The following is a 25559-nucleotide window of genomic DNA, read 5'->3' as shown; positions in this document are numbered from 1 at the left end:
ACTAGTTGATGTCACAACTAAGTTCACCACTAAACTCACCACTACCGGAATATAATTCAGTGTCAGAGAAAAAAAGTGAAGCGTACGGACCGGTTAAAGGTACTTTATCTACGGGACGTATAGCCATGATTTGGTTAGCGGCAAACTTAGTAGTGACAACGTTACTCACTGGAACATTATTTGTTCCAGGAGTATCTTGGCAACTTGCGTTGTCCTTAATTGCAATAGGTACTGTTATAGGTTCAATTGTATTGGTTTTAATTGGTAATATGGGCACCAGAACTGGTTTAGCGACGATGTCTCTAACAAAAGGCGCCTTTGGCCTTCGTGGATCATTTTTTACCACTATTGCCAATGTCGTAATTTTAATGGGTTGGTGTTGGGTTCAGGCAATACTGGCTGGAGTCACCGTTAATTTTCTAGTCGAACAATACACGGGGTTTTCAAATCCAGTGTTATTTTCTGTGTTATGTCAGACACTTGTTGTTGGTTTGGCAATTTTTGGCCATGAGGGTATTTCAAAGGTCGAACCTTGGTTGGCAGTGATGATTCTTATCATTATGATGTATATTTTTTCAGTGGCGTTTACTGCATATTCCGTTGACGAGTTTATGTTTTTACAAACGGACAATGCACTAGGTTGGAATGCCTCGTTAGTAATCGATGTAGTTATCGCTACAGCAATTTCTTGGACGGTATTATCTGCTGAATTTAACCGCTTAGCAAAATCACAAAAAGCAGGGATCGTTGGTTCAGGCTTAGGTTACATTGCATCAACAATACTTTCTATGAGTTTGGGCGCAACAGCGATTGCTTACATTGCATTGCAAGGATCGGAAATAAAAAGCTTTGATCCTATTTCCATCGTGGCTGCGTTTGGTGCACCCTTTGCCTTAGTCATATTTTTATCCGTTATGGCGACTAATACCATGGTGGTTTACGGCATGATTGCTTCTGTTGTAAACATAACACCAAATAAGAAAATAAAATTTGTGCCAACAGCATTAGTTTTGGGTGTTATTTCAATTATCGGTTCTAGTTGGCTAGCAATGTTAGATCAATTCACTTCTTTTTTAACTTTAGTTGGAACACTATTTATCCCCGTTTTTGCCATCATGATTGTAGATTATTATATAATTAAGAAATCAAGTTATCATCATGACATTTTGCTTGGATACGGCGGCCGATATTGGTATCAGAATGGTTTTAATATTCCTGCAATTATAATATGGACACTAGGTGTTATCGTCTCTTTAATATTAACTTATTCTATTCAAAGTCCGGTAGGAGTAACTATTCCAACGTTTGGTCTTTCATTTATTGCTTATTTAATTTGCATGACGTTACTAAAGAAACAGGTGAAAACAAAAGAAGTATCCGTTCATTTGGGGTAATGAGAGGAATTAGTCGTTTAGTTATATAAGGTTAGTTTGAAATTTTGGGTATTAACATTGTACTATTTTTATAAAATTCAATAGTATCAGTACTGTTATAAGTTAATAGGGCAGTTGAATGATTAACACTCAAATTGCAAAATGGTATGAATTACTGGTCAAATTACAAAAAGATGTCGGCAGCGATTCATTTTATGCCACTTTATCAAGTACATTAAAACAAGTGATTAAAATTGACTGCTCGGGCGTTTTTTTTTATAACGGCTGCGAGGTAACTATCATTTATGAAGACGGGCATACTCCTACGTATCGTAAGTATATAGAACTTTACTTGGAGGGTCTTTATTTACTCGATCCACGTTATAGTTTTCTTTCCAAGGGAGCGCAAACTGGTTTATATCGTTTTAGTGATATCGCCCCTAGTTGCTTTCAGGATAGTAAGTATTACAAGACTTTCATCAAGCCTGTTGGTATTTCAGATGAGTATGATTTCATTATTAGCATTAACAATTGCTATGTTGACTTCTATTTAGAGCTTCTAGGCGACCAGTTCTCTAAGCAAGACAGTGAAACGCTTGAATTAATTAGTCCAATGATTACCTACTTAATCGAGGAGCATTGGCATAAATGTGAGACAAACTCAAAAGCAAGCACTGCTGTAGCTGATAGTATGGCTTATCAGAGTATTTTTGACGCTTTTGGCAAGTCTATTTTAACAAAAAGAGAGCAAGAAGTAGTTCAATGTATATTGCATGGACATTCGTCTAAATCATTGGCAAATAAACTCAACATTTCACCAAGTACGGTTAAAATACACAGAAAACACATATACCAGAAGTTAGATATTACAACCCAGTCAGAATTATTTTCGTTATGTCTACAATCTTTGCAACTTGGAAGGGTAAGTCGTTCTGAAGATCCGCTTGAGAGCTTAATAAGTAAGCAGGTACCTAAATATAGTTTAGGGTAATATTGGACAGCGAAACAGTATCACCAGCAGATGAGCAAAATCTTGAGAAAGAGCAAGCTCAAGGTTATCTAAAGGCCAGAGAGCTTGACCGATATTTAGACGCTGAATAACATGCAAATTTGTATATAGAAACAGTACTTGTTGCATCACTTCGCGTTGCGTACACTTTTCGCTTCACTCACTCTGTTTTAAGTGAATGGAAAAAGCTTTCCGCAACAGCATTATCTAAACAATGACCTCGGCGACTCATACTGGGTTTTAAATTATGAGCAGCTAAGAAGTCTCTATAATCGCCGCTAGCATACTGACTGCCTTGGTCAGTGTGTACCACAACACCCGTTGCTTCAGGTCGTCTCCAAATAGTCATTATCATCGCTTTTACTACAATATCGGACGTCATCGTTGATTGCATCGACCAGCCAATCACTTTTCGTGAAAACAAGTCCACTACTACTGCCAAATAAAGCCATCCTTCATATGTTTTAATGTATGTGATGTCCGCAACCCATGCTTCATCAGGCTCGCATACAACAAACTGCTGTTGAAGATGATTATCAGCAATGACCGATGGTATAGCTGATTTAAAGTACCGTCGTTTGTAGCCAATATTAGCTCTCAACTTAGCTTGTTTCATTAACTTCGCTACGCGGTTTTCACCACAAGTTTCACCTGAATAGCGTAACTCATGAGTGATGCGAGGACTACTGTAAACACTCGGCACATGGTGCTGACGCGATAAGTTTGGAGTCCGGATTTTATGAACGTGTACGTTTGTTTGACTCGCTTGCAAAGTACACGGCTGAGGATTCAAGTCAACAGCGGCTTCCTTTAGGATGTTTCGCTCTTCTGTGACATGCTTTAACTCCGCTTTCAGCTTACGTATTTCTTCTTGCTCAGCAGACTGACTGGTCGGCTTTTTAGCTTTACTGACCCAGTAATACAAGGATTTATCAGACATACCTAAACGCTTAGCCACGCTTGGTATCGAAAAGCCTTTAGCCAAGACTTGTCGAACGGCTTCTTGCTTAAATTCATCAGGATATTTTTATTCATAACACTTTTTACCTTACTTCGCTTTCTAAGTAAAAAATGTCTACAGATTTAGGGGAAGATCAGCCCTCAGCAAATTCGATAAACACTATTTGTTCTGATCATTCCCGCTTTTTGCTTATTGCGATATATCTCTGTCGGTCGGCTCTACGGCAAAAGGGGTCATAAGTCGTTCAAATGTTCGCGGGGAATATGTGCAATCGGTGGTCGTGGCTCTGGCTCAAGAAAACTAGTTTTTACGCTCTTGTAAGCAACCAAAGCGGTCAGTCGAAAAACTACTCATAATGACAGATGGTGCGACATAGCTGGCGTATTTGATGTTGGTTAACAACCTTTAAAAGTAGATTATTAGAAAACTTATGATTTAAATTGACTACAACACCTTTAAATTGAAAAATGTCTACAGATTTAACGGAAGAGCAGGAACGTACAAATACCCGTAAAGAACGTGCGGATTTTTTTGAGAACGTCTGGAGCATAACAATCACTGCCTATATTTTCCATCGTAATAATGCTGGTGTATCTAGAAGTTGTTTTTTTGAGCCATTGGCGTCATTATCAGTTAGCATCTTCACGAGGCCATCAGCTTCATCATGCAACAGTATCAATTCAGCATCCTTGTTGTCCCATTCTTGTCTCCCAAGCTTTAGTCTGTCAGTCGCTTAAGAGGAGATCCGTAACAGATAGTCATGTGAGAACATGGATGCTGTTAAGCAAGTTACGAAACGTAATCATTTGCCTCCACTTATCTAAAGCTTAGTACTTTATTTTTAATTTGTGAAAAATTAAAGGCTGTCCGGCTTGGTAATAACATTAGCACAAGGGAAACGATGACCGGCGTTAATGATGCCCACAAAAATGATTCGAATAAATAGTCGGCTGCTTCGCCTGGCGCTGGAAAATAATATGCACCCGCTACAAGCCCTGAGACCAAACTTAAAATGGCTTGATAATTTTTATAATTAGCATTGTAAAATCCAATAAAAACCGGAAACGCAGCCGCACAACATAATAAGTCGGCCAATAAAAACAAATACAAAATACTGTATCCTTGTGATGCGACAAGCAAGGCAATAAGACTTATAAACACAATTAACCCTAGCGATATACGCATTAATTTATGGTTACTTATATTCGGTAAAGCGTGTTTTAAATCAACAATAAACATGCTGTTTAGTGCACTAATTGTAGAATCTGCGCTACTCATCACCAACGCTAAGCCGAAAAAAATCATGGCTACTAAGAACCAATATGAAGCGTTGCCCAACAGCACACTAAATAAGGCGGTAGAAATTTCTCCGGGCAGCGACAATCCCACAAATGCTAAGCCGAATAAGCCCAAGCAAAATATAATTGGAAAACTAACTAAAGCGCTTATTATAAAACCATTACGTACTACTCGATCGTTTTTGGCAGCAAATATACGTTGCCACGTACCTTGGTAAAACAAACCTGTTAACGCTACCGCTAAGAAAAACGTGACACCAGTTTTGATACCTTGACTATCGAATGGATTAATAAGGTGAGGTGCATTTTCTTTTAAGCCACTAATTACAGGCTCCATTCCACCTATTCCTTGCCACGCAAGTATGATTATTAACGCAATAAAAGGCAGAATAAATATCATTTGCAGACGGTCGGTCAAAATAGAAACATTTAATCCTCCGTACAATGTGTAGGTGAGCGTGCAGAGCATAACAATGCTTGCTGTTATCCATAATGGTACGGAAGAAACCAGATTGACCAACTGTGCAATACCGGTCATGCCTGCGGTTAAACCAATAAACAAATAAAACACCATAATGCTAACAACGAACACGTACATCGTTTTACCGTAGCGCGCGTACACAAACTCTGTAAGAGTATGTCCATTGGGCATAATTTTACGTATTCGAATTCCCAAAGGTATCAATACAAGCGATGGAATTAATACCCCAAGTGCGTAGCCTAATATAGCACCAATACCGCCCCACACTGCGGATTCTGCAGGCCCAAATAGGACCCATGTCCCCATTGTTGTCGCAACAAGCGTAAGCCAAGTGGCATGACTACTTTGAGTATTGCGTGCCACAATAAATGTTTCGAGGTTTTTGGGTTGGGCACGTGACAACCATAAACCAAGTATCGCAAAGCTCAACGCAAATAACGATAAAAAAAGTATAGCGTGGTTTGAAGATATTGTGTTTTGCATAAAGTCCTCTGGTTTTGGATAGGTCGTTGTGGTGTGCTAAATCGGCTCAATTTAATACTTTAAGGCCCATTCCCCAGAACTCGGCTTCGAGTTCGACAGCTTTTGTGAAGCGGGCCTGCATCTTATTCCAACGAGGACTATTTTGAGGATCTTGCCCTACTCTAGTTGCCACGGCTAAATCAACCAGCTTTCCAACTTCTACACATACATCTTGAAATTTAGTACCACAGTAAGTACTGATCCATTTTTCGTAAGGGTGATCATCGCCCAAGTGTTTTTGTAATTTCAATCCAATTTCGCCATAGCCAAATGCACAAGGGGCTAAAGCCAAAATTAAATCAAGAAAATCACCTTGAAGTCCAGAATCAAGCACGTAACGTGTGTATGCAATGGTTTCTAGTTCTTCTTTTGCATTAAATAAGCTTTGCTCATCAATGCCATTCGCTGCACAAGTTTGTATATGTAACGAAAATTCATGATTAATTAACGAGTCGACCGTGGACGCACACAATCGCATTTCTTCTGTTGACTCGCTTTTAACGACACCTAGCGCCCATGCACGAGCATAATGCACAAGATACATATAATCTTGAACCATATAATGCAAATAGGCCTTATGAGGCAACGACCCGTCTGCTAAGCCTTTAACAAAATCATGATTAATATATTGGCCCCATTGCTTGGAACATCCCGCTCTCATTAAACTAAACGTTTTGCCATAGTTTGGTATAAAATCTGGTGTTGAATTTTTCATATTTTAGTCACTCAGTATAAGTTAAGGTAAATCTTAATTACGTATTTGTAGGTGTCATTAAAGAGGGTCTTCGCCCAATGCAATTAGGCGAATATCACCACTCCAATATTGTTGCAAGAGCCGAGCAGCGCGCCATGCTGTTAACCCGGTTTTGCAAACAATTACTGCATTTTGTTGGTTTTTTGGAGTCGGTCTGATCTTACAAAATTCATCAATACTTAAATGATGAACGGCCTTGTTGCGTATAGAAGTAGCGGCATTTGCGTCATCACTATTGGTTGTCGCCAAACTACGTAAGTCGAGCACCCAGTCATCCCTACATATTGCTGATACATCAATAAAAGACAGACACTTATCGATAGGTGGCTCTTGAGCATCATCAAAACGAAAGCTACGGTGTTTTAACAAGCGTAAGTCAATTGAGTATAACTGGCCTAGTGGAGATGGTGTCAGTTTAAGTAATATATTGAGGGCGTATTGCGCTTGGACGCTTGCTAACATGCCAACTACAGGGCCCATAATCCCCGCTGAAGAACAGTTTTGAGCGCGTTGTGGTAACTCAGGAAATAACGCCCTTAACGATGGCTTACCACCACAGAAACCGCCTACATACCCCTCAAAACCCAGCACCGAAGCAGACACCAAGCTCACGTTATGGGCTAAACAATAGTCTGACAATACATAGCTCACTGCAAAATTATCGGCACAATCAAGCACTAAATCGATACCGTCGCATAATTGGGCTACATTAGCGGATGTTAAGCGTTTGAAGTGTGTCTCAATATAGCATTCATGGTTAAGTGCGTTTAACTCGCGTTTTGCGCATTCTACTTTGGTGAAGCCAACATCCGACTCTTTATACAAAACTTGCCGATGAAGATTAGAAAGCGACACTACATCGGGGTCAACTAGTACGATATGTTTAAGTCCAGCTCCGACTAAGTAAGGTAATACGCCATTGCCCAAGCCACCCGCACCAACCACGAGTACTTTAGTCGTGCGAAATACTTGCTGTCCGTGTACCCCTATCTCGGGCAAACACTGCTGACGCTCATAACGATTAGTGCTCATATCTTTTTGGGATCTTGATGACATGCTGCAATCCACTCTGCAATTCGTTGTTCAGGGTCAGGATGCAAAGTAACATCGGTAACTGCTGCAACAATATCGGCACCCGCTGTAAATGCCCCGTCCGCTCTTTGTACAGACATCCCACCAATGGCCACTAAAGGGATGTTGCCAAGCGTGCTTTTCCACTCAGTTACTCTACCTAAACCTTGTTGATACCATTTCATCTTTTTTAAAATAGTGGGGTAAACAGGACCTAATGCAATGTAATCGGGTTTGAGTTGTACCGCTCTTTGTAACTCTTCTTTGTCATGTGTAGACACACCTAATTTCATACCTGCATTTTTAATAACATCAATATTAGCGATGTCCAAATCCTCCTGACCAAGGTGTACCCATTTGCAATCTAGTTCGATTGCGAGTTGCCAATAGTCGTTAATGATTAATGTGCAGTCATATTTCTCACATACTTTTTGTGCCTTTAATATTTCTGCACGAATATATTCTTGACTCTTATCTTTTATGCGCAGTTGAACCATTTTGATACCCAATGGTACTAAACGCTCTAACCAGTCACTATTATCAAAAATTGGATAAAATCGGCTTAAATCTGACATTAATAATTCATTCCAAAAAGCCCTTACCTAACACTGGGGTAGACGGGCTAGCCATATCTCTGGGTAACATAGGGCAAGCAGCTTCGGCGAGTTGACCTGCATAAATTGCACATGCAAAAGCTTCTGCCATTTGGGCGGGGTCTCCTGCTTTAGCCACAGCGGTATTAAGTAAAATGGCGTCCATTCCTAGTTCCATCGCTTGCGTTGCTTGACTAGGTAAGCCTATTCCTGCATCGATAACCATTGCTATATCAGGAAAGTGCGCCCGCAACGCTCTTAAACCAAATACGTTATTAAGCCCCATTCCCGATCCAATAGGCGCACCCCATGGCATCAATACTTTGCAACCCAAGTTCACTAAACGATCGGCAACAACCAAATCTTCAGTGGTATAGGGAAACACATCGAAACCGTCTTCAATTAAAATGCGAGTCGCCTCGACTAAAGCGAAAACGTCGGGGTGCAGCGTATCCTCCTCGCCAATCACTTCTAATTTTATCCAGTTTGTTGAAAATATCTCTCTTGCCATATGAGCGGTAGTTACCGCTTCTTTAACACTGTGGCAGCCCGCTGTATTGGGTAGCACCTTGACGTTTAAATTTTGAATAAGTTGCCAAAAATATTGCCCTGCCTTATCGCTGCTGGCTTCTCTTCTTAACGATACTGTCGCCACACTTGCTCGGCTGCGTGTAAATGCATCTGTCAAAATTTGAGGCGAAGGATATTGCGCAGTTCCTAACATAAAAGGGGTATCGAGTTCGACGCCATAGAAATTTCGCATATTAACCTCCTTGCATGGGCGCTAATACTTCAACTTGGTCACCCGTTTTAATGACGAGCTGTTGACGATTTGTTTGCGCTACGAACTGTCCATTAACGGCTGTAGCGACGATTGCACCGGCATAACCGAGTTCATTTAATAGCTCGGCCAAATTAAGTGACTCACAATTCACCTGCTCACTATTAACGTGTATTTGTTTCATATAAGTTACCTTTTAGTTGGACAATGAGGATTCAAACCACTCGGGTTCAACTTCATCAACAAGGTATTGAGTTACCATTTTGGCTAGCGTTGGGGCGAGTAAAAAACCATGCCTATATAAACCATTAGCCGTGATTACGTTGCCCTGATGACGCACCTTTGGCAGGTTGTCACTAAATGCGGGCCGACTATCAACACCGATTTCTAAAATTTCTGCTTCACCAAAAGATGGACTTACCGCATAAGCGGCGCTCAATAACTCCATCACCGAACGCGCCGTAGCATATTTTCTTGCGCCGCTTTCTATCATTGTGGCGCCAATCATATATACGTTGTTTCCACGAGGTACAATGTACAAAGGAATTCGAGGGTGGAGCAAGCGAATAGGTCGCTGCAAGTTAATATCGGGGCAACGCAATATAAGCATTTCTCCCTTTACACCGCGCAAACCCTTTGTGCTGGATTTTGCCTTTATTCCTCGACAATCGATAACCAAATGCTGTTTACCAAGCTCTTGAGGATCAACCTGTTGGGTAAGAAATTTCGCTCCTCTAATCAACAAGTTTTCGCGCAGTTTGTTTAAAGCATCCCGTGGCGAAAGGTGCGCTTCACTTTGATAATATAAACCTCTAACAAAGCGTCCATCGAGATCTGGCTCCAATGCAGAAACTTGTTGTTGATTTAAGCTAACATGATTTTGTGTGAGCTTAGCGAAACGCTGTAAATCAGCATGATCTCTATTGTTTGCTATTACCAAAGACCCGTTTTGTCTGACTAGCCCGGTTTTTTCCTGCCACCACGTGGCTGCAAACTGACCAAATTTGAGCACAGACGGTTCTGCACTTTCTGATTCACAAAATGGCGCGAGCATTCCTCCAGCCCACCAAGAACATGATTTTGGGCCAGGTTTAGATTGGCGGTCAATCACAGTCGTAATAAAGCCGTTGTCCAATAATTCACTTGCTACACATAAACCTGCAACGCCTGCGCCTACAACTATTACTTTATTTTGTGTGGATGCGTTTTTGCTCATTTTGTGTGCCAACTTTTATAGAAGTGATGCACTGGACCATGACCTTTACCGACTTGCAGAGTGTCTGCATTCATAATGGCTTGGTGTAAGTAGGTATGAGACATCTCGACAGCCTTTTCCATTGTGTAGCCTTTAGCCAAGTGCGCAGTAATACTAGACGAGTAAGTACAACCGGTGCCGTGGGTATTTTTAGTGGCTATTCGAGGGGCTTCAAAAATAGACGTGTTTAGATTCTGCCCGACTAAAATATCGCTACAAACATCTTTGTTACCATGTCCGCCTTTTAACAAAACATGCTTGGGACCTAGTGAAAGCATAGCTTTTGCATACTCTTGCAAGCTAGGCTTTTTATCTTCAATAGTGTTTGTCTGCAAGCCAAGTAAAACCTCAGCTTCTGGATAATTGGGAGTTAACAAATCTACGTAAGGGATCAACTCTGACAACAACGCATCAACGGCACTTTGTTGTAGCAATATATCTCCCGATTTAGCAATCATTACTGGGTCCAGTACAACAATACCTTTAAAATCTTTGATTGATTCTGCAACAGCTTTTACTAAAGCGGGTGAAAACAACATACCAATTTTAATCGCTTGCACATCAAGGTCGTTCAACACAGATGATATTTGAGCCACTACAATGCTAATGGGAATAGGATGAACTGCGCTGACACAAAGCGTATTTTGTGCAGTAACCGCTGTGATTACACTTGCACCATACACATCGTTAGCAGAAAAGGTTTTTAAATCAGCTTGAATACCCGCCCCACCACTACTGTCTGAGCCAGCAATAGTTAATGCGATAGGAGTAGAATGATTGAACTGCATAGCCACTATTTGTTACCAAAGTTACGCACATGGCAAAGAATAGAGGCAAAAATAATACACACAGTGGCACTAGATTGCTTCCGTTCCCTACGCCAATGCTAATTGGATCAGGTTCACCGGGTTAATGCCATGCATCTCTCAGCCTAAGAAATAAAACTTAAGCACCCCGACGGAATATTGGATAAAGATAAAGCAAATGGACAGTGTTGACAAGTTCACTTATAGAAGTAATTTCTGCGACAAGGTTTAAAGAGCGATATTGAAGATGATAAGTAGGTGGCTATATTTCATATTTTTACTCCTGTAAATAATTTTGTCTGGATATTCACACGTCACTTTATTACTTAGTTATATACACCAAACAAATATGATGACGAGCCCGCTTCGTTTGAATATATGAAGTGCCAATGGTGACAGAAGAAGATGAAGAGAATGTAGTAATAATGAAAATTCAAGTTAGAAATTAATAGATTTTTAAGTGTTAGAGTTAGCACTTTTAATTATTGATATCTTCATGTTTCGAACATCCACTTCAATCGCGCTTTCGTTTGGTAAAGCTAATCTAGCCGAATGACGGCAATTCTCTCGGAACTGCCTGTCAGTCTAATTTAATTTAACTTCGCCGCAGGTTTTTCATAGTCGAACATAGGCGCTGAAAATAACAAAAGCTTATGTCAGCAATCAGGCATTTTTTGTCTTTAACCAAAATCAGTCAACGGCTCCTATAAGAGATCACGTTCCAGTAACATTTTATTCAATCGTACAAATATAATTCGCTCAAAACGGAAGTAGTTTGTATAAACTCAATGTCGCTTAACTGCCCATTTGAGACCGTCATCAGATCATCTTGCGACGTTGGCAAATGGCATTGCGCAGTAATTCAATAAAAAGCGCTTACTGTCCGCTTTCTTCCATTCCGGCTAGTTCGCTTATCCATAAGCTCTAAGTTCCAAACATTAATTTATCGAATTATTATAATAATTGGGCTTTGGATTTTCTCAGTTCCAAACTTTACGAAGTTTTGAGACAGTCTAGGTTGGATAAATCGCAGTGTGCAAGACGTTTCAGTTTCACACATTAATACACTCGCACACAAACTGCAGGTCTAATGATAGTCACGAACATAATCGACTTTACATATAAAAAACGAGTATCACCAACAGATGAGCATAACCTTGAGAAAGAGCAAGCTCACGGTTATCTAAAGGCCAGAGAGCTTGACCGATATATAGGCCCTGAATAACATGCAAATTTGTATATAAAAACAGTACTTGTTTTATCAATGAGCAATTGTTGTGCATAAATCCTCATTAGTTACTTTTTCTGCAATTAGTCGAGAGTAATAATCCGTGTTATGCATTTTTTGTTGTGGCCTAGTTTGTTACTATCTGTGCCGTAAATTAACGTTCTGTTAATCTATTAAACATATTCATGGATGGAATGGTGGAGTGCTTTTGTCGCGCTCCTTTTTAAATTACTCTGAACAGAGATACGCGTTGTTATGATCATCTTTTTTATCTGTATCACTATATTGATCCTAGGCTATAAGTTTTATAGCCCATTTGTTGAAAAACAAGCTGGGATCGACACCACTGCCGCCACCCCGCAAACTCGCTTCAGCGAAGGCGTCGACTATGTGGCTATTCATCCGGTTAAAGCTTTTTTAATTCAGTTTTTAAATATTGCTGGTGTTGGGCCTATTTTTGGGCCTATTTTAGGCGCACTTTATGGCCCCATTGCCTTAGTATGGATCGTGCTAGGCAACGTTTTAGGCGGCGCCGTTCACGATTATTTCTCTGGTGTAATGAGCGTCAAAGAGGACGGTAAAAGCCTACCCGAAATCGCTGGGCATTATTACAACGTAGTGTTCAAAGCTTTTATGTTGATATTTACCGCCATGTTGCTGTTTTTTGTTGGGGTGGTGTTTATCATGAGCCCTGCCGGTTTGTTGAGTAACCTGGATTATTTTAAAGACACTTTTTTGGCTAATAATACCTTTTGGGTATTAGTGATTTTGGGTTATTACTTTTTAGCCACTTTATTACCCATAGATAAAATCATCACTAAATTTTACCCAATCTTTGGTGGTTTGATGATAGTAATGACCTCTCTTATCGCCATATCTCTGCTGATCAACGCGCCACATTTACCCGTTACTGGGGATTTTTTAGCTTATTTTACTGCCGATCATGCTCATGATTTTCTAGAACCGAATCCGGATGGGTTACCTATTTGGCCGTTGCTATTTATCACGATTACATGCGGGGCCATCAGTGGTTTTCACTCCACCCAAGCGCCAATCATTGCCCGGTGCCTAACAAACGAAAAATATGTGCGCCCGGTGTATTACGGCGCCATGGTATGTGAAGGTGCAGTGGCTTGTGTTTGGGCCTTGGCGGGCATTGCTGCTTTCCCTGATGGCTATGCTGAACTTAAAATCATGCTCGATGCAGGCGGGCCAGGGTTAGTGGTTAACCATATTGCCAACAGTTACCTCGGTGTATTTGGCGGCATTATGGCGATTATTGCTGTTGCTGTGTTCCCCATCACATCTGGCGATACGGCTTTTCGTTCACTGCGTTTAACGATGGTTGATGCGTTTAATATTCCGCAAAGTTTACGTAACCGTATGTTGTTAGCCGTGCCCATTCTTACCATTGCTTATTTTATGACTAAGCTGGATTTCACCGTGATTTGGCGTTATTTCGCCTTTTCTAATATGTTGTTATCTACTAGCGTATTGTGGCTAGCCACTAAATACCTATTTGACCGGGGTACCTTTCATTGGATTGCCAGTATTCCGGCCGTGATCGCTACCGCTGTGACGGTTTCATATATTATGACTGCGGCCATTGGCTTTCATTTGTCGTCTGACTTTGGTAAACCCATTGGCGCTGTCGTGGCGGTGATTGGTTTGGTATTGCTGGTACTGGCGCATAGCAGACACAAGACACCCGCTGCTTAGCACAAGCGAGTAAAGTATGGACTATAACCCGGCCGATCTGTTTCAAATACCGGTACTGTGTAACGGCGAACGATCTCTAATGTGCCATCGGTACTTGCCGCTATCAAGAACAATAATGTCATCGGCTAAGTCTTCCACAGACTCTAAATAATGTTAAACCACATTCCCTTGCTATCACTGCTTTATAAGCAAAAAAAAGCACCTGTTATAAAACAGGTGCGTAGCTCGTAAGTCGTGTTTCTTTACATTTTGAATCTGCGCGATGCGAGGCCAAGTGCACCCAATACAAACATTGCTAGGGTTGATGGTTCAGGCACGACAACTGGTGTTGGTGTGGCGTTTTCGCAAACTAACAGCCTGGCTAAGGAACTCCGTTCTCAGCCGGCAGATTAATTTTCAAAAACTGCTCTATAGCACCTAAAGTTTGCAGTCGATTGTTGTTGTTACTTAGATAATGGTCGCCTTTGTCAAGCTCTATAAACTGCACCGGTTTATTGGCATCTTTTAAAGCCTCAAACATATCCTCAGATTGTTCGATGTTAACGACTTTATCGTTTTCGCCGTGAATAAGAAGGATGGGACTGGTAATGTGCTGCACATGATTAATAGGCGATATTGCCTTAAGAAGAGATTTTTCGACATCGCCTTGTGCAATGACTTCTTCCCAATATGAAACCACCCAGTGATCATCTCCCGCCTCTCGGCGTTCTCTTTTGAGCATAACTTCAATATCGGATACGCCATTAATCGCTACAATGCAGCGATATACATCAGGCGTGAAAGCAGCACCAGCGAGAGCTGCGTAGCCACCATAGCTGGCGCCAACAATACATACTCTATCTTTGTCGATAATGCCTTTTGTGGCAAGGTCAGCTACCGCATCGGTTAAATCGTCTTGCATTTTGCGACCCCATTCTCCTCGCCCTGCCAATAAGTGTTCAGCACCAAAGCCACTTGATCCTCTATACTGCGGCTGAATAACAGCATAGCCTTGGTTGGCAAAATATTGCGCTAACCAATCAAAGCTATTTCTGTCATAAGATTCTGGGCCACCGTGCGGCAGCATGATCGCAGGCAAGGCTTTTGCTTCTTTATGATTAGGAAGGGTCAATAACGACGGAATAGCCAGTTCATCTCTCGCGTTATAACTATATTCAGTGACATTATGAACACTTTCTGCTGGTATATCGGGGCGCGCGCTAGCGAGCATGCTGAGTTCACCTCGCGTGTATAGTATGTAGTTTCCGGCTGACATTTCGCCTTCCATTAAAAAAATCATATTTGATAAGTTGTCAGAGAAGTCTGTAAGTCGAAAGGTATTGTTTGGCATGGCTTTTTCAATACCACGCATTTTCGCATTTAGTGTTTTGTCGAAAAATTCATACGTGGGCGTAAAACCAGAATAAGTCACGCCATGGACTACTCGATTAATATCCGTTATCAATGACTCTGCGTCTTTGTCTGCACGCTCAAAAATAGGGCCTTCTATTTTGCCATCACTTAATGCCAATGTGTAATAAGCCTTTCGGTTTGTGTTGTCATTATTAGCCCGCATAACAAGATGTTTCATATCAGGCGTTATGCCGTTAAAACCGACGTTAATGATCGGTGTCGTTTCACTGAACACAGTTACCCATTGATCATCAATTCTGGATTCAATCAGGTGTAAATTGGTCTCGTTGTTGTAACGTTCGCGGGCAACGACCTCGTCGTTGTTACCTATAAAGAAGTCGATAGTGTCTTTTTTCCCACGCGATACAACACGTGGTTTACGCTTTTTGCCTAAGGTGACTTTATACAAGTCGAACGAGCCAAGGTTTTTATAAGCGGGCATGTAAGCATACTTTTTATCTTTGGATACGCCTACAATTCGTCCTATATTGCTTTGCCCCGGAAAAATGCCATAACCGGGTTGCAGCATTTGATGCAAGTTATTGTCTTTTATATTAAATGCATAGGCAGCGCTTACATCGTGGCGCCCTCGGTAACCTGCAAAGCGTCTGTGACCATCCACGACTACCAGAATAAGCGTATCGTTATCGACAAAATAGGCACTGTCGGGGCGCACGCTACCAATATCAACTCGACCTACAACGCCACCATTAACAATGTCCATAATAGTCATTATGTCGGTATTATTTACGACCTCACGATAAGCAATACGCGTACCGTCATTGGAAATAGTGAACATGCTTTTATTAGGGATCCCGCCATAGGCTTCTAAAGGAACTTTGGGCTCAGTGGCAAACACAGAAAATGATAGTAAAAAATAGAGGCTAAACAATAGTCGCATAAAATACTCTTATCTAATAAATGACACGATTTCCCGAAACAAGTCCTTGTCGAAACACATCCTGTCGAGTTGACGAAAGTTGGCTATGGGTGAGCCAACTACTACATAATATCAAGGCATGGACTAGCATATAATTATACAAGCTAAGCTGGCGCCATTCATCATTTGCACCTTATGATCCACCAATGGTGAAAGATGAAAAAATGAACAGAAAGAATAAAACACATCGCTGTTGGATGCAACAGGGATCGATTTCGCTGGTTGCTAGGTGAAGACGATTTTTTGTTTATTTATTAACGCTAGGTCTATTTTGTGCCCAATCATGAATCGCTTTTGCGACATACAGTGCATCCAACTTATCACTAGTTTTTACTTCCCAATATTCAATTTGATAAGAACTTGAATTAGAGCCTGAGGGACTCTTTATGGTTGAAAACCGACCGCCAGAAAACATTACTTTGCATTGCGTATAACAAAGTGGCTCTATGTCGTCAATTAAGGCACTCGCGAAAATATCCCACTGTTTAACTTCTTTCTTAATCTGACTTATCATTTTATCTTCTGAACCTTTAAAGATGAACGAAAGGGTTTTCTTCACCAGTAAAGCAATAATAATTGAGACTATTAGGCCACTCAACATAATCAACAATTCCATACTATTCCTATTTAATTTGATTTCTCACTTCTTGACCAAAATAACCCGTAAACTTGCTAGACACTTTTAGTCTCCACCTCGCCTACCCTAATTTGCTCAAACAGTCTCATTTATGAATAGACAAAATCGAAGCTTACTATAATCCTAAGTGCCACTCACTTTTGATGGAAACAACTCAATTAATTTTGAAGACAAAATACAAGCGTCCTTTAGCGCTAATTCAATCTTAGGAAAGTCTAGGATAAAATCAGCTTGCTGCTTACTGTTTTTATCAGCACTGTCGGTCTGCTTATTTGAGTCATCTATTGCATCGGTCACAGACGCTGAAGACTCAGTCGTGCTTTTAAACGGATTTTCCTTTTCTTTTGGATATGGGAAGGCGAGAATTTTATCTCCTCCAAGAATATGTGGTTCCTCGGGTGCCCACGCATTTAAGCGAGAGCTCGGAAGCTCGCAGTTAAATGGATAATCACCGCTCCAATCCTTAATATTTTCCATCTGCAACAACAGCGCTCTATCTACAGTGATGCTTTTTTGCTTAATGACCTCTAGTGAGGTCTTTTTATCAAGTTTTATTAACCCTTCATAAGTGGCAGAGCCAATAGACACAAACTTTCTATTTGAAAGTGACCCTATTAGGTACTTGGTTGCTTGCCTGTAAAAGACCAACCCTAGGTCTTTTTTTTCAACTGCGTAACTAATGTCCGCAATTGATATTTGAAATAGCGTGTCCAGTTCATTCAGGTTGTAGTACTTTTTATCTAGCATTTTTTACAAATATCCATGTCGATTGGTTTATTTATTACTGTTGGGTTAGGTTGAAAGTGAGTAAACCTAAAGGCATTTTTTTGAAGCTAAGCTTCTTCACATTTACGTGCTCTACTCACTAATTGTAGGTCATTACACAGCCGCACATAGGACTTACTCTTCGCTGCTGGTCCCTTGTGGTGCATTTTACTTTGCACTTAAGCTCACTGCAAGTATTGGGCTAGATCATCCCATTTTATATTCAACTGTGTCAAAGCCATTTTGTGCTTTTCAGCACATTTAACAACAGTGGCATGTTGCCATGACGAACCTCAGACTCTGTAAAAAAAAGCACGCAGCCTGTATCCAGAATGCGTGCTTTATTATCGATATAACCTAGCGTATTAAATTACCGACAAAGTCACTTCAATGTTGCCACGAGTCGCATTTGAGTAAGGGCATACTTGGTGAGCTTTTTCTACCATTGCCATTGCCTCGTCTTTGTCCATATCACCTAATGACACAGCTAGCTTAACCGCAATACCAAAACCACCTTCGATGGCACCAATAGACACTTCTGAATCAATGTGGGTATCGCTAGGTAAACTGCGTTTTTCTTGCCCCGCAACAACCTTGAGTGCGCCAATAAAACAAGCCGCATAGCCTGCTGCGAATAATTGCTCAGGATTAGTACCCTGACCGTCGTCGCCGCCCAAGCCCTGTGGAGTTGATAATGTCAGGTCTAAACGGCCATCATCAGACTTTGCTGTGCCTTGACGACCGCCAGTTGCGGTTGCTTTCGCTGTGTACGCTACGTTTTGTAATACATTCATATAAAATTCCAAATTAGTTATTATTTAGTTTGTACGCAAAATAATATAGGAAAAAAATACTGATTGCAAATACTTTGCATGCAAATTAATATGTCGCGTCAAGGAGTAAGTTATGTCGTTTAATCAATTAAAACTCAAAAATCAGCTTTGTCACCGTTTGTATATGGCGTCAAACAGTATTGTTCGTGCCTATCGAGAGCCACTGAATGGTCTCAATATAACCTATACACAATATATCGTGATGATGGCACTGTGGGAGCAAGACAAAATCACGATTGCAGAACTGCTCGAAAAAACGGCCATTGATGGCGGTGCTATGACTCAAATTTTGAAGAAAATGGCCGACAAACGCTTATTAGAAATAATTAAGGACGAGAAAGATAAGCGTAAACGGCTTGTGCAACTGACAAAACAGGGACAAGCCTTAAAGCTGGAAGCGGTCAACATTCCAAATGAGATCGGCTACAAGTTTGAAAGTATCGACAGCGAACAGGCAGTTAAACTCAGGCAATTACTCGATTTAGTAGTCAGTGATTTACGCGTTTAGACAGCGTTCACATCCAAGAACGCTTGTCGATGACGAGTTGATCTAGAATGCAATTTATTATGTTCTTAACGTCTGATGCCGGCATATAGGGAACCAGCTTTGCACCTGAAGCCAACACGACTTTTAAGCTTGCCAATTGATAGGGACGAATGAATATACTTTGTTTAAATTGAGCTTGCTGTACTTTATACATTGGAAAGCAATAATAATTAACACCAAAAAGCCCCCTCCTAATGTAAAAATATTCTTTGTCATAACTGTACCCCCAACGCTTCCATCGTATGACCAATATGGCGCCGATGAATACAAATGCAGAACAAGCCACACTCGCAGCAACATAAAGATCGTTTCTAAATATCGCGGTAAAAAGTAATCCGCCGACTGGCAGCGCAATCAATAACAATCCACGCAATATATAACGTTTAGAAATTGGCTTAAATACCTGTTCAGCTAGGGTTTGGGAGGGCATCGCGTTTTTCATTAAAGCCAAGGACTCGGGGATGGTGACAGATGGAACAAGCAGCTTATTCGACATTTGCCCATCTGACTTATTCGCATTAGCTACGCCAGAAGTATTCTGTTCGAAGGACAGGTTAACTCTACCAAGTAATACATCAAGCCAGTCTTGTGCTTGCACCATTATTTGAATACGGCTAAGCTTCATACTCACTTCATGCTTAGTTAGCAAACCTGAGCGACGAATATAGCGATCCTTAGTTTTACTCAATGTGTATTTGTAAAACATCAAAATAGCGCCTACAACTGAAAACGAAACGACGACTAGCATGATTAGCATAGCAACCGACAAAACATGCAAGCCGAACTCCCACCAAGCTTGGGTTTCTATACTAAAATACGCCTCAGCATCAAAACCTATCGATTCAAAAAATTGAGACAAAAAGTCCGATATAGAACCATAAAATGGTGCTAGGGCACCCAAAAAAATCCAGATACGATTATTCGTTAAGCCGTGAATAACTAAATCACGCATACTACGGTGGTTCAAAATCACTTCGTTTGAAGCAGCGCCGGCGTCAGCAGAAGCAATGGAAGAAAAAGCATCACTTTTTGATTCAGTCGCTGTCTCTAGAATCTTTATACGAAATTGTTTCGCTAAATCAGTTTTTAGCGCCACAATTTTAGCTTCTTGTTTTGCACTACCTGCGGTATCTAGCTCGATGCAAGAATAATCATTGATGCGGTAATAAAGCGGTTGCGACAACTTAACATTCTGAATTCGAGCAAAGGGCAAATCAATATGCGACTTCTTAAAAATCCCTTGTTTGATTTCTATTCTGTCACTACCTACTCTAAATCGATAAAACCAGTAGTTAAGCACCCCCATCACAATGAATATGATTAAAATACAAGCCGCCACAACAACAATGATAAGCGGTTGTTCTTTTATCTTATTAAAGTTGATGGCTAGAACGGGTATTAAGTAAAAAAACGTGGTCGCAAAATCAAAAATCGAGCGCACAGCAAAGTAAACAATGCTGATAGGAGACAGTTTGTTCCATTCTCCGTTTTGAAGTTCAGCAACTTGCTGGCTATCCTCATTATTCTGAGAAAAGTCACTATTATCCATTTTGACTAACATCCTTGTGGTTCAAAATAAATTGACGCAGCTCAATCGCTTTTTCATAAACCAGGCCAGGGATTTCAAACGCATGATTAGCGCCACCTGCACTGTATACTTGCAAAGTAGCTAAACCAGCACTGCGCTCTATGGGGCCGCGTTCAATTTCAATGTGTTGAATACGCATAATTGGCTGACTAACAGTGCTAGAAAAGAGTAAGCCCGATTGAAAATGCACATCAAACTCGCGGATCGCATACTTCTTTTTGGGGTCAGCGAAGTAGCTATGTAAAACAGACCACAGCGTTAAAAATGTAATGGCCATAACCGCAATATAGTAGTAATCGAGATATTTTTGTGGCATTGAAAACAACGGCTGAATTGCCAACAATAGAATAATTGCCACCATTACAAAGCCAATAACTAAGGATATAATAATATTCAAACTGCGATACTTAGGTGACAAGGAATGCAATACCATATCTTCAACTTTGCATGTTCCTGATAGTTCAACTTGTTGATTTGACCTAAGTTCAATACTCATTTTTTATCCTTTACTGACTTCATTTGTAGGCAACCCCAATGATGCGATGCAAGTATGATTGAGTTCTTTGATTTGTTTAATTATCACTTTGGCTATTATTAACTATATGCGACGGTTAGTCATTTATTACGCCGAATTAACCTTTAAACGAGCAATTTTGTTGTTTATCTATACCCTTTCATATCAAGACATCTACAGCGAAGCGGTAACCGATAACCTCAATGCTTTGTCCAATAACATGGCACACTGATTTCTTTCAAATCTATTGGTGAGAAAACGTTTCCAAATGACTATTTGTTATGGCTTAACAGTAAAATGCTATTACCGTTACAAAAACTTGCGCGCCTAGCTCATCAAATTAAAGAAACTAATGACTACAGCATCGATATGACTGTTGATGGTAAGCAAGAAGTTGTCGATGTGAGTGATGCAATTAGTAGCACGATCGACACTATTCATTCAGACGAGATCCAGAGTATCGGTTGAATAAGTCTTGCCCTAAAGGAGTAATAATCATTTGGCTGGGGCGGTTAATTAACCGTCTGCATAGACGTAATTGAACACCAACATATTCACACAATTGCCTTTTTACTTTCGATTGAGTATGTACGTTAATACCTAGTTATAATGCATTACTCTAAACTCGCTAAGCAATTTGGTATCCTATATCTTGGTTAAAGATCAATCTTTGGCACTCTTAACTATCGCCTATGCAAACATAACGAGTAATAATGCCGTTGCGTAGCAATATTGAGAACCAACGCACAACGCTGCCATTTGGCTTGGATATCAAAAAGCCAGAAATTGAAACTGGGTTTAGGAAAAAAGTTGGTGACTAAGTAATGCAGCAATCTTTAAATCAACGCATCAACAATCTCATCATTGGGGTCGTCGTTCTAACGACGCTTGTACTGGTATTGTTCGTTTGGAAATCAACTAGTGAGCAAGCAGCGTCTCGACTGAAAAATGACTTAGCCGTTGCACGTAATGTACTGACCCAAGTCCTACAAAATCGACATGAACAATTAACCAGTTCAGTTAGCGTATTGACTAACGACTTTGGCTTTAAGGATGCGGTTGCAAGTAGAGATAAGCGAACCATTGACAGCGCCCTTTCAAATCAAGGTGAGCGCATAAATGCCGATCTTATGGCCTTGTTTTCACTTGATGCGATTACAATCACCAGTGTGCCGGAACTCATAACCGCGCAAACGCCTTTTATTTACCCCGAACTCATCGATTCAGCACAATTAAATGGCAACTCCACCTCAATATTGTCGCTGGACGATAAACTATATCAAGTGCTGTTTTCAAATGTTAAAGCACCGCGCTCAATTGCCGTTGCTTTAATGGGCTTTGAGATTGACCAAGCACTTATCGAACAACTGAAGCAAATTACGCAGCTTGAAACCACTGTTATTGTGTATATCGACGGCAATAACGCATACCAAATAAGTACATTAAAGCCAGACCAATACAGCCAGAATATTCAAATTGAAAACACTGACGCATTGTTCCTTCCACTTTTAGCGTATTCTTCAGACAGTAAACTTATTTCAACCTCTTTTAACTTGCTAAAAAAAGAACGTTTAAAAATAGACATTATGCTGAGTAATGATATTAAAACGGTTTTTTCTGACTTTATTTCACTGCAAACGAGCATTGGCCTAATTGCTATTATTGCTGTAATTATGGCCATATTCTTAGGCGCATTGTTTTCCAGAAAATTGGTTAAACCTATACAGTCATTGACGATCCATGCAAAAAACATTTCAGCCGGTATCTACGATGAAAAAATTGATGTTGATTGGCATTCATCTGAACTGAGTATGCTTTCCCACGCATTTGATACCATGCAAGATAATGTAAAAGACAGGGAACACAAAGTTATCTATCAGGCGCAACACGATGTGCTAACAACGCTATACAATCGTAATCATGCAGAGACACTATTAAGCAAAAAATTTAACCGCCAGGAGAGCTTCCAAGCCATTGGTATCAACATATTTGGATTTAGAGGCGTTAATGATACTTTTGGTTACCACAATGGCGATCGTTGTCTGCAAGAATTAGCCCAACGAGTCATTAATTTAGGCGGACTGTCGGCACGTTTGACCGGCGGCGAATTACTCTGGATCCCAGACCATATATTGACTGAAGATGAGCTTATACAATTAAAGAACCGATTGGATGGCCATGTGATTAGTGGTGATTTGAGCATTCCGATGACGGTTGCTATTGGCGTTATCAATTGCCCACTAGAGACTCACTCGCCAAGTGAGTTGTTTAGACGTATGAATATCGTGATTGATGAAGCTCAAATGACTCGCCAGTTTATTTTACATTTCAGCGCTGAGTTAGAAGAAAAATATACACGACGCTTATCCATTATTACTGAATTGAAAAAAGAACTATCCAATACTCAGGGTGAATTGGCGCTGTTTTATCAACCCAAATTAGACTTAACACATAAAAAAGTAAGCTCTGTTGAAGCGCTTATTAGATGGAATAACGCCAAACTTGGGTTTGTGTCGCCGGAGGACTTTATTGAGGTGGCAGAACATGCTGGGTTCATCGGTGAAGTAACAGCGTGGGTATATCAGCAAGCTATTCACGATATCCAGAGCTTCAGGGCACAAGGAATTGAAGTAAACGTAGCGATTAATATTTCAGCCCAAGATGTGATGAATCCTGAGTTATTGCCAAACATAATGTCGCTGCTGCACGCATATGAACTGCCTACCTGCGTCTTATCGTTTGAAATGACAGAGGGCCAGCTTGTTAAAGATTTAGGTAAAGCAGTTCAACAGCTAGCTCTCATGCGCGAGGCCGGATTTAAAATTGCCATTGATGACTTTGGCACCGGCTATTCATCCTTGTCTTATTTGAGCCGATTACCTGCGGATATTTTAAAAATAGATAAAAGCTTTATTTTGAAATTAAATGAGCTCGCCTCGGACCAAAATATCGTTAAAAGCGTGATTCAACTAGGTCACCAATTTAATATGGAAATAGTTGCAGAGGGCGTTGAAAACCAAGAATCGCTTAATCTACTAATCGACTATGGTTGCGAGTGGGCGCAGGGTTACCATATTTGTCGCCCAGTCAATGCCGCTAGCTTCGTACAATGGTTCCAAGACTACCAATATTAACGTACATGTTTTTACCAAAATACTTTCTGGTATTTCCCCTTAGTCAGATAAATTAAAAGCAAACTTATTGCGTAGTCTATTCGTTTATGCTGAAATATTGATCGTTTTTTTGTACTTGCACGGAGTCTTGATGCCGCATCTTGTTTTTCATCCCATTTATAGTCAACTCGACTTACCCGTTCGGCATCGTTTCCCTATTCAAAAGTATCAAGGCATTAAAGATGCGTTGCTACGAGAAAACGTTTCCAGTGACTGTTTTTATGAGCCAGAACAGCTAAACATTAATGCCATATCACGTATCTACGACCCGCTGTATATTAAGCAACTGTGTTCGGGTGAACTTGATCAAAAGGCAATGCGACGCATTGGTTTTCCATGGTCCAAACAACTGATTGAACGCACACTAACAGCGGCCGCTGGTACCGTACTCACGTCGTCATTGGCGTTAGAGCATGGCAAAGCACTAAACCTGACTGGTGGCTATCATCATGCTTTTGCTAACTTTGGTTCGGGCTTTTGTATGGTCAACGATTTATACCTTGCTGCGCTTAATATGCTGCAATCAAAAAGTATTGATAAGGTTTTAGTGTTTGATTGTGATGTCCATCAAGGCGATGGAACAGCCAAATTAGCGGCTAACAATAATGCCGTTTATACCGTTTCCATTCATGGTGAAAAAAACTTCCCACATCGCAAACAAGTATCTGATTTAGACTTTGGCTTAGCAAAAGGCACCGGTGATGACGAATTTTTAGCAACCGTTGAACAAGCTTGGCAAATGGCAATAACCTACTTTCAACCCGATGCGGTTATTTACGATGCCGGAGTTGATGTGCATATTGATGACGATCTTGGGCACTTAAATATAACTACCGAAGGTGTATTAGCGCGCGACCAGTTTGTGTTTGCACAATGTGAAAAACAAGGTCTTCCGATTGCAGCCGTCATTGGCGGCGGTTATCAGCGTGATATTGATGCGTTAGTGAACGTTCATATGCAGTTATTTAAAGCTGCTGGCGTTTTTTAATCCAGCATTAAGGTAGGCTGAATGTCGTTGTGTAACCATCTGAACCTAGTTGACTTGTGATTTCAATATCAGCGCGTTCTGCAATTTTAGTCACAATTTCCATCCCATAAGATTGTCGAATTTCATTATTTATCCTTGTTTTATTTGCTGTAAACGGTTTAGGTGCATTTACCGCCTCAATCTGAATATCAAACCACTAATTTTGTAAAATGAGGGGTCGCTATATTTGCAATTTCATTGGCAAAGCAGCATCGATGAAGCAATCATTTTGATTGCACACTGGTCATTTATACACTATTCTACGCTCTTCGCTTACACATAAAAAACGATG

Annotated in this window: 23 protein-coding genes, 1 pseudogene and 1 riboswitch; of the genes and pseudogenes, 8 read left to right on the top strand and 16 right to left on the bottom strand. The window is 40.6% G+C overall.

The window, feature by feature from the left end; all coding sequences use genetic code 11:
- Positions 1–8 precede the first annotated feature (8 nt).
- Positions 9–1394, top strand: a complete 1386-nt coding sequence (locus CXF81_RS10685) for a cytosine permease (protein WP_101181347.1) — start codon at positions 9–11, stop codon at positions 1392–1394.
- A gap of 118 nt (positions 1395–1512) precedes the next feature.
- Positions 1513–2364 carry a helix-turn-helix transcriptional regulator gene (locus tag CXF81_RS10680; protein WP_101181346.1) on the top strand — a complete coding sequence of 284 codons (852 nt, stop codon included), beginning with the start codon at positions 1513–1515 and terminating at the stop codon, positions 2362–2364.
- Between the two features lie 64 nt (positions 2365–2428).
- Here the strand turns inward: CXF81_RS10680 and CXF81_RS20695 are convergent.
- The 9 genes and pseudogenes from CXF81_RS20695 to thiD all read right to left on the bottom strand — a co-directional run.
- Positions 2429–3409 (bottom strand): annotated as a pseudogene (locus CXF81_RS20695) (IS3 family transposase); the annotation flags it as partial.
- A 750-nt stretch (positions 3410–4159) separates the two neighbouring features.
- Complete coding sequence (locus CXF81_RS10670) at positions 4160–5605, bottom strand: sodium:solute symporter (RefSeq protein ID WP_101181344.1); 1446 nt, start codon at positions 5603–5605, stop codon at positions 4160–4162.
- Between the two features lie 46 nt (positions 5606–5651).
- Positions 5652–6359: a thiaminase II gene (tenA, locus tag CXF81_RS10665; RefSeq protein ID WP_101181343.1), complete on the bottom strand. Its 708-nt coding sequence runs from the start codon at positions 6357–6359 to the stop codon at positions 5652–5654.
- Between the two features lie 57 nt (positions 6360–6416).
- Positions 6417–7454, bottom strand: coding sequence for a HesA/MoeB/ThiF family protein (locus tag CXF81_RS10660; RefSeq protein ID WP_232771887.1), 1038 nt, complete (start codon positions 7452–7454; stop codon positions 6417–6419).
- Complete coding sequence (locus CXF81_RS10655) at positions 7427–8044, bottom strand: thiamine phosphate synthase (RefSeq protein ID WP_101181341.1); 618 nt, start codon at positions 8042–8044, stop codon at positions 7427–7429. Before CXF81_RS10655 ends, CXF81_RS10660 begins: the two co-directional genes overlap by 28 nt.
- A 7-nt stretch (positions 8045–8051) precedes the next feature.
- Entirely contained in the window at positions 8052–8825 is a 774-nt protein-coding gene (locus tag CXF81_RS10650) for a thiazole synthase (RefSeq protein WP_101181340.1), read from the bottom strand.
- A gap of 1 nt (position 8826) precedes the next feature.
- Positions 8827–9027 (bottom strand): sulfur carrier protein ThiS, encoded by a 201-nt coding sequence (gene thiS, locus CXF81_RS10645; protein ID WP_101181339.1) that lies wholly within the window; start codon positions 9025–9027, stop codon positions 8827–8829.
- 12 nt (positions 9028–9039) lie between these two features.
- A complete protein-coding gene (locus CXF81_RS10640; protein ID WP_101181338.1) occupies positions 9040–10059 on the bottom strand; it encodes an FAD-dependent oxidoreductase in 1020 nt (339 codons plus the stop codon).
- Positions 10056–10886, bottom strand: a complete 831-nt coding sequence (thiD, locus tag CXF81_RS10635) for a bifunctional hydroxymethylpyrimidine kinase/phosphomethylpyrimidine kinase (protein WP_101181499.1) — start codon at positions 10884–10886, stop codon at positions 10056–10058. The genes CXF81_RS10640 and thiD overlap by 4 nt, the downstream gene beginning before the upstream one ends.
- A 67-nt stretch (positions 10887–10953) precedes the next feature.
- Positions 10954–11065, bottom strand: a riboswitch (TPP riboswitch).
- A gap of 929 nt (positions 11066–11994) precedes the next feature.
- Between thiD and CXF81_RS20495 the strand changes: the two genes are divergently transcribed.
- Complete coding sequence (locus tag CXF81_RS20495; protein ID WP_255409438.1) at positions 11995–12129, top strand: hypothetical protein; 135 nt, start codon at positions 11995–11997, stop codon at positions 12127–12129.
- Between the two features lie 258 nt (positions 12130–12387).
- Positions 12388–13851 carry a carbon starvation protein A gene (locus tag CXF81_RS10630; protein WP_101181337.1) on the top strand — a complete coding sequence of 488 codons (1464 nt, stop codon included), beginning with the start codon at positions 12388–12390 and terminating at the stop codon, positions 13849–13851.
- A gap of 242 nt (positions 13852–14093) precedes the next feature.
- On the opposite strand, the gene CXF81_RS20690 is transcribed toward CXF81_RS10630, so the two are convergent.
- The 5 genes from CXF81_RS20690 to CXF81_RS10600 form a co-directional block, all read right to left on the bottom strand.
- A complete protein-coding gene (locus CXF81_RS20690) occupies positions 14094–14168 on the bottom strand; it encodes a PEP-CTERM sorting domain-containing protein (RefSeq protein ID WP_369828685.1) in 75 nt (24 codons plus the stop codon).
- Positions 14169–14212: 44 nt separating this feature from the next.
- Positions 14213–16144 (bottom strand): S9 family peptidase, encoded by a 1932-nt coding sequence (locus CXF81_RS10615; RefSeq protein ID WP_101181336.1) that lies wholly within the window; start codon positions 16142–16144, stop codon positions 14213–14215.
- A gap of 286 nt (positions 16145–16430) precedes the next feature.
- Entirely contained in the window at positions 16431–16799 is a 369-nt protein-coding gene (locus tag CXF81_RS10610) for a hypothetical protein (RefSeq protein WP_101181335.1), read from the bottom strand.
- A gap of 144 nt (positions 16800–16943) precedes the next feature.
- The gene (locus tag CXF81_RS10605; RefSeq protein ID WP_101181334.1) at positions 16944–17567 is read right to left on the bottom strand and encodes a hypothetical protein; all 624 of its coding nucleotides are present in this window, start codon (positions 17565–17567) and stop codon (positions 16944–16946) included.
- A 383-nt stretch (positions 17568–17950) separates the two neighbouring features.
- Entirely contained in the window at positions 17951–18379 is a 429-nt protein-coding gene (locus CXF81_RS10600; RefSeq protein ID WP_101181333.1) for an organic hydroperoxide resistance protein, read from the bottom strand.
- Positions 18380–18491: 112 nt separating this feature from the next.
- Here CXF81_RS10600 and CXF81_RS10595 point away from each other — a divergent pair, with 112 nt between their 5' ends.
- The gene (locus CXF81_RS10595) at positions 18492–18926 is read left to right on the top strand and encodes a MarR family winged helix-turn-helix transcriptional regulator (protein WP_101181332.1); all 435 of its coding nucleotides are present in this window, start codon (positions 18492–18494) and stop codon (positions 18924–18926) included.
- Positions 18927–18933: 7 nt separating this feature from the next.
- Here CXF81_RS10595 and CXF81_RS10590 read toward each other — a convergent pair whose 3' ends face one another.
- Positions 18934–20514: a PH domain-containing protein gene (locus tag CXF81_RS10590; RefSeq protein ID WP_101181331.1), complete on the bottom strand. Its 1581-nt coding sequence runs from the start codon at positions 20512–20514 to the stop codon at positions 18934–18936.
- Complete coding sequence (locus CXF81_RS10585) at positions 20507–21049, bottom strand: PH domain-containing protein (RefSeq protein ID WP_101181330.1); 543 nt, start codon at positions 21047–21049, stop codon at positions 20507–20509. The genes CXF81_RS10590 and CXF81_RS10585 overlap by 8 nt, the downstream gene beginning before the upstream one ends.
- 315 nt (positions 21050–21364) lie before the next feature.
- Between CXF81_RS10585 and CXF81_RS10580 the strand changes: the two genes are divergently transcribed.
- The 3 genes from CXF81_RS10580 to CXF81_RS10570 all read left to right on the top strand — a co-directional run bounded on the left by CXF81_RS10580 (position 21365) and on the right by CXF81_RS10570 (position 25228).
- Entirely contained in the window at positions 21365–21535 is a 171-nt protein-coding gene (locus CXF81_RS10580; RefSeq protein ID WP_198556380.1) for a hypothetical protein, read from the top strand.
- Between the two features lie 356 nt (positions 21536–21891).
- A complete protein-coding gene (locus CXF81_RS10575; RefSeq protein WP_101181329.1) occupies positions 21892–24201 on the top strand; it encodes a bifunctional diguanylate cyclase/phosphodiesterase in 2310 nt (769 codons plus the stop codon).
- Between the two features lie 130 nt (positions 24202–24331).
- Positions 24332–25228, top strand: coding sequence for a histone deacetylase (locus tag CXF81_RS10570; protein WP_101181328.1), 897 nt, complete (start codon positions 24332–24334; stop codon positions 25226–25228).
- The last annotated feature ends 331 nt before the right edge of the window (positions 25229–25559 follow it).

Origin of the sequence: Glaciecola sp. 33A (assembly GCF_002836745.1) — a bacterium.
Classification (GTDB): Bacteria; Pseudomonadota; Gammaproteobacteria; order Enterobacterales; family Alteromonadaceae; genus Glaciecola.
This window is presented reverse-complemented; position numbering and strand designations above follow the sequence as displayed.

Excerpts from the sequence above, each read along its gene's own strand:
- CXF81_RS10685 (WP_101181347.1), top strand. The coding sequence starts at position 9 with ATGTCACAACTAAGTTCACCACTAAACTCACCACTACCGGAATATAAT.
- CXF81_RS10680 (WP_101181346.1), top strand. The coding sequence starts at position 1,513 with ATGATTAACACTCAAATTGCAAAATGGTATGAATTACTGGTCAAATTA.
- CXF81_RS10670 (WP_101181344.1), bottom strand. The coding sequence starts at position 5,605 with ATGCAAAACACAATATCTTCAAACCACGCTATACTTTTTTTATCGTTA.
- tenA (WP_101181343.1), bottom strand. The coding sequence starts at position 6,359 with ATGAAAAATTCAACACCAGATTTTATACCAAACTATGGCAAAACGTTT.
- CXF81_RS10660 (WP_232771887.1), bottom strand. The coding sequence starts at position 7,454 with ATGTCATCAAGATCCCAAAAAGATATGAGCACTAATCGTTATGAGCGT.
- CXF81_RS10655 (WP_101181341.1), bottom strand. The coding sequence starts at position 8,044 with ATGTCAGATTTAAGCCGATTTTATCCAATTTTTGATAATAGTGACTGG.
- CXF81_RS10650 (WP_101181340.1), bottom strand. The coding sequence starts at position 8,825 with ATGCGAAATTTCTATGGCGTCGAACTCGATACCCCTTTTATGTTAGGA.
- thiS (WP_101181339.1), bottom strand. The coding sequence starts at position 9,027 with ATGAAACAAATACACGTTAATAGTGAGCAGGTGAATTGTGAGTCACTT.
- CXF81_RS10640 (WP_101181338.1), bottom strand. The coding sequence starts at position 10,059 with ATGAGCAAAAACGCATCCACACAAAATAAAGTAATAGTTGTAGGCGCA.
- thiD (WP_101181499.1), bottom strand. The coding sequence starts at position 10,886 with ATGCAGTTCAATCATTCTACTCCTATCGCATTAACTATTGCTGGCTCA.
- CXF81_RS20495 (WP_255409438.1), top strand. The coding sequence starts at position 11,995 with ATGATAGTCACGAACATAATCGACTTTACATATAAAAAACGAGTATCA.
- CXF81_RS10630 (WP_101181337.1), top strand. The coding sequence starts at position 12,388 with ATGATCATCTTTTTTATCTGTATCACTATATTGATCCTAGGCTATAAG.
- CXF81_RS10615 (WP_101181336.1), bottom strand. The coding sequence starts at position 16,144 with ATGCGACTATTGTTTAGCCTCTATTTTTTACTATCATTTTCTGTGTTT.
- CXF81_RS10610 (WP_101181335.1), bottom strand. The coding sequence starts at position 16,799 with ATGGAATTGTTGATTATGTTGAGTGGCCTAATAGTCTCAATTATTATT.
- CXF81_RS10605 (WP_101181334.1), bottom strand. The coding sequence starts at position 17,567 with ATGCTAGATAAAAAGTACTACAACCTGAATGAACTGGACACGCTATTT.
- CXF81_RS10600 (WP_101181333.1), bottom strand. The coding sequence starts at position 18,379 with ATGAATGTATTACAAAACGTAGCGTACACAGCGAAAGCAACCGCAACT.
- CXF81_RS10595 (WP_101181332.1), top strand. The coding sequence starts at position 18,492 with ATGTCGTTTAATCAATTAAAACTCAAAAATCAGCTTTGTCACCGTTTG.
- CXF81_RS10590 (WP_101181331.1), bottom strand. The coding sequence starts at position 20,514 with ATGGATAATAGTGACTTTTCTCAGAATAATGAGGATAGCCAGCAAGTT.
- CXF81_RS10585 (WP_101181330.1), bottom strand. The coding sequence starts at position 21,049 with ATGAGTATTGAACTTAGGTCAAATCAACAAGTTGAACTATCAGGAACA.
- CXF81_RS10580 (WP_198556380.1), top strand. The coding sequence starts at position 21,365 with ATGCTATTACCGTTACAAAAACTTGCGCGCCTAGCTCATCAAATTAAA.
- CXF81_RS10575 (WP_101181329.1), top strand. The coding sequence starts at position 21,892 with ATGCAGCAATCTTTAAATCAACGCATCAACAATCTCATCATTGGGGTC.
- CXF81_RS10570 (WP_101181328.1), top strand. The coding sequence starts at position 24,332 with ATGCCGCATCTTGTTTTTCATCCCATTTATAGTCAACTCGACTTACCC.